7 protein-coding genes are annotated in these 9,475 nt (G+C 48.8%); 3 read left to right on the plus strand and 4 right to left on the minus strand.

The genetic code is table 11. The features are described from left to right. Window positions 1–237: 237 nt before the first annotated feature. A complete protein-coding gene (locus tag RBB63_RS02785; protein ID WP_309380876.1) occupies window positions 238–1,077 on the minus strand; it encodes a PEP-CTERM sorting domain-containing protein in 840 nt (279 codons plus the stop codon). Between the two features lie 269 nt (window positions 1,078–1,346). Between RBB63_RS02785 and RBB63_RS02790 the strand changes: the two genes are divergently transcribed. Further along, entirely contained in the window at window positions 1,347–2,177 is an 831-nt protein-coding gene (locus RBB63_RS02790; protein WP_309380878.1) for a PEP-CTERM sorting domain-containing protein, read from the plus strand. Window positions 2,178–2,252: 75 nt separating this feature from the next. Here the strand turns inward: RBB63_RS02790 and RBB63_RS02795 are convergent, their stop codons facing one another. Further along, a complete protein-coding gene (locus tag RBB63_RS02795; RefSeq protein ID WP_309380880.1) occupies window positions 2,253–3,281 on the minus strand; it encodes a LacI family DNA-binding transcriptional regulator in 1,029 nt (342 codons plus the stop codon). Window positions 3,282–3,427: 146 nt separating this feature from the next. Here RBB63_RS02795 and RBB63_RS02800 point away from each other — a divergent pair, with 146 nt between their 5' ends. Together RBB63_RS02800 and RBB63_RS02805 are read left to right on the plus strand one after the other, a co-directional pair. Then, window positions 3,428–5,053, plus strand: coding sequence for an FAD-dependent oxidoreductase (locus tag RBB63_RS02800; protein WP_309380882.1), 1,626 nt, complete (start codon window positions 3,428–3,430; stop codon window positions 5,051–5,053). A gap of 1,051 nt (window positions 5,054–6,104) precedes the next feature. Further along, the gene (locus RBB63_RS02805; protein WP_309380884.1) at window positions 6,105–7,760 is read left to right on the plus strand and encodes an N-6 DNA methylase; all 1,656 of its coding nucleotides are present in this window, start codon (window positions 6,105–6,107) and stop codon (window positions 7,758–7,760) included. Here RBB63_RS02805 and RBB63_RS02810 read toward each other — a convergent pair. Together RBB63_RS02810 and RBB63_RS02815 are read right to left on the minus strand one after the other, a co-directional pair. Further along, window positions 7,746–8,444 (minus strand): hypothetical protein, encoded by a 699-nt coding sequence (locus RBB63_RS02810; protein ID WP_309380886.1) that lies wholly within the window; start codon window positions 8,442–8,444, stop codon window positions 7,746–7,748. The two genes, RBB63_RS02805 and RBB63_RS02810, sit on opposite strands and share 15 nt — an antisense overlap. After that, a complete protein-coding gene (locus tag RBB63_RS02815) occupies window positions 8,444–9,172 on the minus strand; it encodes a hypothetical protein (protein ID WP_309380888.1) in 729 nt (242 codons plus the stop codon). Before RBB63_RS02815 ends, RBB63_RS02810 begins: the two co-directional genes overlap by 1 nt. Window positions 9,173–9,475: the final 303 nt, after the last annotated feature.

Consider the following 9,475-nt stretch of genomic DNA (forward strand, 5'->3'; position numbering starts at 1 on the left):
AAGCCTGGGAGAATTCGAAAAAGCCTGGGCATTACAATGATATCGGGTATGCCATTCATCCGATTACAGAAGCACGGTTTTGACAATTGGGCCTACGCTAACAGATGTTAGACTTGCACGTGCCGTATAAGCGAAATCACCTCCCAATGCGTATTTCAACAAGCATACGCGCGAAAATAAAAGAAGCCATGTGACATGAAATCACATGGCTTCCAAGCTGAGATACTGAGTAGAAATTTATCTATACCGACGACGCATCAATGCCCCACCCAAAACTACAGCGCCGAGCAATAAAGCATACACGCTTGGTTCTGGCACAGTTATTCCAACTACCTCAAAGGTTTCAATACCCATACCGAATGGAGTCGTCGCAGCGCTTCCTGCAAAACTGTCCCTTTCCACATAAAATCCAGCGCCCGTCACATTCTCCAGAGCCAATGCCCCAAAGCTGGAATTTTGATCGAAGTTGAGGCTGGTGAATGGATCGTAGGCAGCCCAGGTCTCAGTGGATAGCGCTGCAGCGTCCAACACCAAGGACGTCGTCCCGGAAACGTTCATAGTGCTGTTCGATACATAGAAGCTACCACCGACTTCCACCAAGAAGCGTCCCGTTCCAGCTCCGAATGAATTGCTGGACATCGAAAGTCCCTCTATGAGGTTGGCCCCACTCTGGTAGCCGGGCAAAAAGTCTTCCTGCTTGAATAAGAAGGCAGCGTGCAAAGACAACGTACTCCCATCCCATCCGGTTGGACTATAAGTTTGCAGGTATATCCGATCTAAAGGATCAGAATTGCGGATTTGTTGTCGCGAGAATTGGCCATCCACAGTCGAACTGCTGAATTGATATCCGCCATAAAATACTGGACCGGTGTAGTTCGATGAAGGACTTAACACTTCATCCAGATCATAGTTCAAGGTGTAGGTATACGGGCCGGATCCACTACTGGTGGCAGATCGGGAAAAACTAACGACAGAGTCTGATATATAGTCGCCACCATAGCTCAATAAGGTGTCAGCTGACAAAGGTATGGAGATAGCGAGCCATAAGGCTCCAAGGAGAGGAAGTTTACTATTCATGGGGCTGATATTTTTAGGTGAAATCGTTTAACAACACCTATCAGGCTACTTAATCTTCTCGCAAACAGAAGAATTACGCACCTAACGCATGTTAGACAGCGTGGGACTTGGGAATCTGACCGGACAGACTGAGCCAACTCTCGCTCAAGAATTCTTACAAGCGTTAGACCTACTAATGTGGCAGTAGATGAGCAGATACCTTGGGCTGCTGCACAATGAAAACAATAGCATATACCCTACCCATCACCCTTCTTGCATTCTCTAATCTAGTGGCCCAGACGAGTTGGACCAACGCTGGCGGCGATTCACTTATCAGCAACTCAAGCAACTGGGACAACGGACTCCCCAGTCTGTCGAGCCTTGGCACAATTGATAATGGCGACACGGTTGAAATGACTGAGCGCCAACAATTGGACAACAAGGACTACCTCGTGACCAATGGCTCAACCATCCATGTCGACAGCGGCATCAACGGCGTAAGATGGGACGGCGGCAGCATCACCCTCACCGGAGGTAATCTGGACAGCGACTACACCAGCCTGTTCACCATCGGGCGTGACTCTGATGCGAACCCAACAACCTTGAACATCAACGACGGCTCCACGGCAACATTCGCCGGTGCGCTGATTGTCGGACGCCTTTCACAAGGCTTTGTCAATCAGTCTGGCAATAGCACAGTAACCATTGACGGCACGCTTCGCCTACAAGAAAACTCCAACACAGTCGTTTCGGGCAACATCTATAATCTGTCCGGTGGTTCGGTTACCGCAACGGATCTCGACGTGCGCGACCGTAATCTGGACAACTCCAACTACTTCAACTTTACCAGTGGAAGTACAGGGCAACTAACCATCGTAGGAGCCAGCATCTTCGATTTCGATGCCTACATCACCGATGGACGCATCCGCCTGAACGACAATCCAAACAGCGACACCGGCGATTTCTCAGTCAGCTCAGAAGTCATCGGTCCCGATACGTTCACGACGCTGAGCCTGACCACTGTGCCTGAGCCAAGCTCCTACGCGTTGATGGCTGGCGCCGCGATTTCCGGAATCATTCTCTTGCGACGCCAGCGCGGCCTGAGCGGACAGATTAAATGAAAAGTGCTCAAGAACTTCAAAGAATCGAATTTATCAAGACAGGCAGTGTAACAAGTTGCCTGAATTTTGTTTTACTCAGACTGACTGATCGAGAGGCGGCACGGTGGTTCCTTCATTCCAACGGCCTTCGATGAGAATATTCTGCGGATCGGTTGGAATGCCTCGATCGTCCTGTTGAATTAAGTGTATCAAAGTGTCGACGGCAGCAGATCCAATCTGCTCGGACTTCTCAATCACACCAGTTAACTCTGGGTAATGAACCGGTGTCATCGGACTTGCAACCGCTAGGTCTTCAGGGATTCGAAACTTCGAGCCTCGAATCAATGGCCACAATGGGGACGTGAAAATCACTGCGTCGAAGCGATGCTTCTCAACCCAATCTTCAAACTGATCGGTCGTCATATCATCATCAACCAGCTCTGGTAGAATCTCCAAGTTATACTTTCGACACCCGCAAAGATACACCGAAAGGCAATGTTCCTGAGTTTTAATGTTAACTTCATGGCTTCCGGCAAAACCAATGCGCCGATAGCCTTGACTGGCAAAACGGTCGAAGATTGACCATGTCGCCCGATAGTGGGACGACGTCACGCGGTGCATCGCCGGCTCTCGTATCGTATACCCAAAGGTAACGAATGCATAGTCATCGAAGGGCAAATTAAATTGTTGATCCTGCCACACAGGCGGGCAGACCAACATTCCACGAATGCCTCGAGCATCTAAAATGCCGCTCAGGCGCTTAGCACTCAATTCCTGCTGAAAAGCATCAAATATCTCAATATTGAAGCCCACGCGTTCTGCCCTCATACGAGCACCCTCGTAATATGCCGCGTAAGGCGTAATCTTGTTCCAAAGCATATCTTCGCTGGAATAGCTAACCCAGGCCAGCGTGCCGCGATAGTGCTCAGACTCTTCCTGCAAACGGTATTTGGACAACGCCGACAACATTGGATCCGGACTATAGCCTAACGATTCAGCCACTTCGCGGACATAACGGCGAGTCTGCTCCGAAACCGCTGAACTGCCTTTCAGTGCGAGCGAAACGGTAGGGCGACTCAAGCCAGCCTTCTTCGCGATATCCGATTGAGTGATACGACGCGGCATGGGCTTATTCCAAATGAGTTGGAGTCCGGTTTAGGTCACGAAACATGTAGGGTAAATCCTACACTTCTAACATGCGTTAGCAGGTGGTCAATTGTCAATCGTGAGGCATCGCAGAACCATGCATCCTCGATCCCAATCAAACTCCTATGCACCCTATTGAGAATTTCGACATAGCAATCTACGGCGGAACATCCTCCGCTATCATCGCCGCCGTTCAGGCAAAAATACAACAGAAGACCGTCGTCATAATCAGTCCGGACCGCCACTTAGGCGGGCTGAGCAGCGGAGGCCTCGGCTATTCCGACACGGGCGAAAAGCATGTCATTGGTGGGCTGTCCCGCGAGTTCTATCACCGGATCTGGCAGCATTATCAGTCCGATGACGCCTGGACCTGGGAGCGCAAGGAAGATTACGGAAACGTTGGCCAATGCATTCCGGCGATCGATTCAGAGATGAAAACCATGTGGATTTTCGAGCCACATGTAGCCGAGAGAGTATTTGAAGACTTCATTGCCGAATACGGCATACCGGTTTATCGCGAAGAATTTCTCGATCGCCAATCGGGCGTCACCAAAGAAAACAACCGCATTGTTTCCATCACCACGCTTTCTGGAAAAACCATCGCCGCCAAAATGTTTATCGACGCCACTTATGAGGGCGACCTGATGGCGAGCGCCGGAGTCTCCTACGCCATTGGTCGCGAGTCATGCGCTACCTATGGTGAAGAATGGAATGGCATTCAAACTGGCGTCCTGCACCACAACCACCACTTTGGCGTCATCGATCAAGGCGTCAGCCCCTACCGCACACCGGGCGATCCCGAGAGCGGACTACTTCCCTACATCAGCCCTGAGCCGCCGGGAGCATTCGGAGATGCAGACCATCGCGTTCAAGCCTACTGCTATCGCATGTGCTTCAGCAAGCATCCGGATAATCGCGTGCCATTCCCCAAGCCGCCAAATTACAATCCGGATGACTACGCCCTGCTGACCCGCATCTTTGAGTCTGGCTGGCGCAGCGTTTTCAACAAGTTTGACCCAATCCCCAATTTAAAAACCGACACCAACAATCATGGCCCGATGAGCTCAGATTTCATCGGCGGTAACTACGGCTACCCCGATGGCAGTTACACCCAGCGCGAGGAGATCATCGAAGCTCATAAACACTACCAACAGGGCTTGCTCTACTTCCTGTCCAATGCGCCGCAAACGCCCGCAGAAATTCGTGGGGAAATGCAATGCTACGGACTCGCCGCCGATGAGTTTACTGACAACGACCACTGGCCACATCAACTATACATTCGCGAAGCCCGCCGCATGGTTGGTGAATACGTCCTAACTGAGAACGAATTACTGAAACGCAGACCAACACCGAATTCTGTCGGCATGGGTTCCTACCCGCTTGATTCTCATAACACACAACGTTACATCGCTCCAGAAGGCTACGTGCAAAACGAGGGCGACATCGGCGTCAAGATGAATGGCCCCTACGCCATTCCTTATGGCTCGCTGACACCACGAAAGGAGCAATGCGAGAATCTAATCGTACCGGTTTGCGTTTCCAGTTCGCACATTGCATTCGGTTCCATTCGCATGGAGCCGGTTTTCATGATCCTTGGCCAATCGGCAGCCACCGCCGCCGCACTAGCCATCGAGCAGCAATGCGCGCTGCAAGACCTTCCCTACGAAAGGTTGGAACAGCGACTCATTACTGATGGTCAGGTGCTCCACTATGCAAGCGAGGACGCTAAAGAACCCGCAAGAGTTCTCTAGCAACAATAGGCCCCAAAGGCGGCTTAGTTCATGCAGTACATGCGTTATACAACCCAACATTAGCGCGAATTTCGCGCCATTCGGGTCAAATGTAGATTTCAAACATTGACCAGTATCCATGCAACGCCATGCCATTGCCCATACCGCACGATTGATTTTATTGCCCCCAATCGCGGCGATATCTGTATCCATTTCGTTCATCGGTCTTGGTTCGCTCTCCGAACCTTCCCTAGAGCCGTAAATTAAATGTTCAAAAATATACTACGCCATCCCCCACAAACTTGAGCGAGGGGCCATCTAGGGTAGATGGCATGTCTCGTAGGGAAACAGGGGCAAAAGCTACCTTATGTGTGATGCACATCCCACTCTGCTTTAGGCCAAACCCTTACCTTGTTGTGGTTGAAGCGTCGACGACGCTTAATTGGAGTGTCGGCAACACTTAGGGCAACAGTCGGCGATGCTTAGTCTGACAGTCGCCGATACTTAGTGGGCGCTCAGAACTCATTTCATTTAAATGCATTTGTTTGCGCTTCTATTCAGGCGAATTTGCGCAAAGCAATTCATATTCAACAATTTGCGTTGGTGCTCATTGCGGGAGTCGAACCCTCGACCGAACCCCCTGAAGCCCTTTATTCATGGGAAATAGCTGCCGAAGAAGGCGATTCCCCCACTCATAGCCCCACTCAGGACTGTCCCCGATGATCCCGAACTGTCCCAGATTCGTGGAACAAATTGTCGAAGGATCTGAACCATGCATTTTGGCGCTTGCAAAGCCGCACATTGAAATAGAGATCCTCCCTACAGCATGAAGCACCAAAGCCCGGGTTTGTATATATGCAGCGGTTCGTTCGCGTAAGGGACGGAAATGAGGTTAACTGAAGTAGCTTGCTTCGTGGCAAATTGCCATAGGAGCTTACCAAAGGAATGTGACGACATGGGTGATTTTCTGACTGAAAGCATAAAAACCAAGCCTTTCCGCCTAATTTAAACAGCGTATTCTCTCGTTTTGCGTTGTTTTTCAACGCATTACACTTAAAACGCACAGTTGTATATGGACCCAAAACTGAGGAAATCCCTAGGCAGATACGACACCCCACGGCCAATTGCACAAGCAATGTCCAATTGGGCGATACGCAGCTCAACGGACCGTGTTCTCGAGCCCAGCGTCGGCGGTGGCTCCATTGTCAGAAGTATTGCAAGCAGATTAGAAGACCTCGGCGCAACTTCCACAGAAAACCAAATATACGGATGCGATGTAGATCCAGCAGCGCTACAGGAAACCACTAAATATTGTGCCCCATACAAATTTCAGCTATCGGAAACAGACTTTTTGGCAGCTACGGTTAGCTCCATGGGTGGTGAAGCCTTCGATGCAATCGTAGCAAATCCACCATATACACGTCTGCATGAAATGGCCGAAGAAGTTCGGACAAGCGCAAGGAATGGCATAATTCCTAAGAAAATCATCGATAAACGCTCTAGCCTCTGGGCTTACTTTACACTTCACGCATTTAGCTTCATTAAAAACGGCGGAAGAATGGCCCTACTTCTTCCAGAAAGCATTTTGCATGTTCAGTATGGCAAACAGATACTAGAGTGGATTTCTAAGCACTGCAACCGATGCATAGCGATAAGCATTCGAGAGCGGTGCTTTGTGAACGACGGCGCTCAAGCTAGAGTAGTAGGTGTCTTGATTGACGATATATGCTCCGAGAAACAAAAAAGAACAAGCATTGAATTAATCGAGTGCACAACCGCCACCGAATTCATTTCAATGATCAATTCCATTGAGGCAAAACCAAACAGGCAATATCCAACCATCAATGGCCACACAGTTCCATATTTGATTGATAACGCAGCTAGCGCAATAGAGCGCATGGATAAATGCCCAGATTTAAAAAAGCTCAAAGATTATGCAGTTGTTCGAATAGGAGTGGTCACTGGAAATAATGAATTTTTCGTTTTGAATGGCCACCAAAAGAAAGCCAGTAAACTCAGTAAGCGTCACTTCAAACGTATAGTTGCTAGATTCTCTGACCTAGACCCTTTTTTAGAATTCGACAAGATAGATGACGCCGATGCGCTTGATATAAAGTCTTGGCTCCTATGCGCCAATCCAAGCAGTATTGACAAGCATCTAGCAGACTACCTCTCCACTTACGGTGAGGATCTTATTAAAGATAACAAAACCTTTTCTAAGAGGTCCTACTGGGCTGCACCCACTCTAGGCGAAATCCCTGATGCATTTCTCCGCTACATGGGAAAGAAAGGGACACGACTGGTCTTGAATAACGCTGGATATTATTGCACAAACAGCATTCATTGCGTGTTCTTCAATAAGAAGGTGACCCTTTCCCTCAGCAGAGCCATTTGCCTCGCATTTTATTCGAGTTACTGCCAGCTCTCATCAGAGTTTGAAGGACGCCAATACGGCTCAGGTGTCCTGAAGCTAGAACCTTCTGAAGCGCTTGAACTACAATTTCCAATGAACCATAATCTTCAAAGAGCTTTAAACAGGAGCTGGAGTAAAATCTCTGAAGCTTATGACGCACACGGGGCAGATAGAGTCAGAGACTACGTAGATTCACTTGTTGAAAAACATTGCCCAAAACTGGTTTCTAGAATTTCGCTAAAAAAAACTAAGAGCCTTCTAGATGCCGCAACCTTCAGGAGATGCGGAAAAAAGGAGTTTTCAGATACCATATAAAATTTCAATAATCGATTCCTTTCTGCAGATTGATTGACGCGCCTGTTCGACAAAACAAGCCCACATACGCTCTTCGGCATCAATCACTATATTCTTCCACCAAGAGTCGTCCAAAAATGACTTAAACTCTTCCACGTCCGGAAACTCCAAAAAGGCATTGTGCCACAATATAGCAGTCGAATAAGGCAACGATAAGACCCTAGGCTTATCCAGCGACTCATCCCAATCCTTTTGAAAACTGAGCTCGCTAGGTAACCTACCACCACATTGAATATGAGGCGATGGCTTCTGTTCACGCCCATTTGAATCAAAGTCATGATCAAAATGCATTCGCGACTTAGCCCGACAGCCCCCCTCAATAATAGTCAGAGAATAAGTTGCAGTTGCTGGATTCGATGAGTTACTCCCCCCTCGCCTAAGAGATGTTCCAAGATGCAACCGGTGCCCCTCAAGAGGGTCCCCTAATTCAAATGAAATCGACACATCTAAATCACGATTCCCTCCAGTTGCACTAAATGCACTTAGAGAGTTGAAGGCATTATGCCATTCACCGTTGTGCGGAAGTGAGAGTATGCGATTTTTTTGCCCCATCAGTTTGGAAATGAATATCAACTCGACCTCGCGAATATATTCATATGTTCGCGTATCACTGAATGAGTATTGTTTAACAGATTTTTTGGCCATCAATCTTCACTTACACCGTTATATATTAGTCGAGGCCTAAAACCAAAGTCCGGGTTGCTATCCCTTGCATCGACCACCGTATCTTTGAACAAACACTGCACTCTCTTATCTTCCTCACGCTCCTCATCGATATATGCAACCACATCCGGAATGAGCTCATCGCCGCCTCTCCCGTGTGCCTTTGAATACCACGTGGGCAAAACTCTGCTGTTGCCACACCTTCGGAGCAATTCTTCCCTATAATGGTAGAGTGGCCGCGAGACAGCATGGCCTAAAATTCGCTCCACTGTTGGACGAACTTCCGATGTCCACCATCGCTTTCTCGCATCCGTAGCAAATATTCCCTTGTACTCAGTATCGACAAAAGCGCTGATTACGCGCTCAAGAGCAGAAACCCTAAGGCCAAGCATCGTAGCAAGCTCCAAGCTATCAGATAAAAATCCTGGAAGCGCCAATAACTCGTGCCACAGCCATCTACTCGCCGCATGTGGCGTTTCCTCATCCCAATTTACCCTTACCGCACTAGGCAGGGCTTCTACAAGCGTTGGGGCGATACTCAGAGGTGCCTTTAGGAGCTTCATCAACCTATCCTCCTCGCAAGCACCGCTATGGCTCTTTGCAATTGAAAATATTTCAGAAAAGCCGAAGATAAGAGCTTTGAGTTCATGCCACGGTTCTTGAGTCGAGCAGAGTTTGTCTCGCGGGTAGAAGGTGAGGAAGTTCTCCATTCTAAACTTCGGAATATTCCTCTCGCTCTCAAAGCTTGTCCCAATGACAGGCAAACAAGGGTGGCTAGAACGTATGTCAGCTGCCCAAGTCGTTCCCAACTCTTTACGACCCAAATCGCCAACCCCCGGCAACTGATAGTCCATGATTATTCCGGCTGCGGAATCTCTATCAATTCCGGCCAGAAATTGCTCAAACTTTACTCGCGTACTAACCTGCTTAATAATTGGGGCTGACCTAGCTAAGCGCTTTGATTGGCCTCTCGAACCCAGTGTTTAAGCTGGTTGAGGAGCTGTTTGTGGTTG

This window comes from Cerasicoccus frondis, from assembly GCA_031296915.1.
GTDB lineage: Bacteria > Verrucomicrobiota > Verrucomicrobiia > Opitutales > Cerasicoccaceae > Cerasicoccus > Cerasicoccus frondis.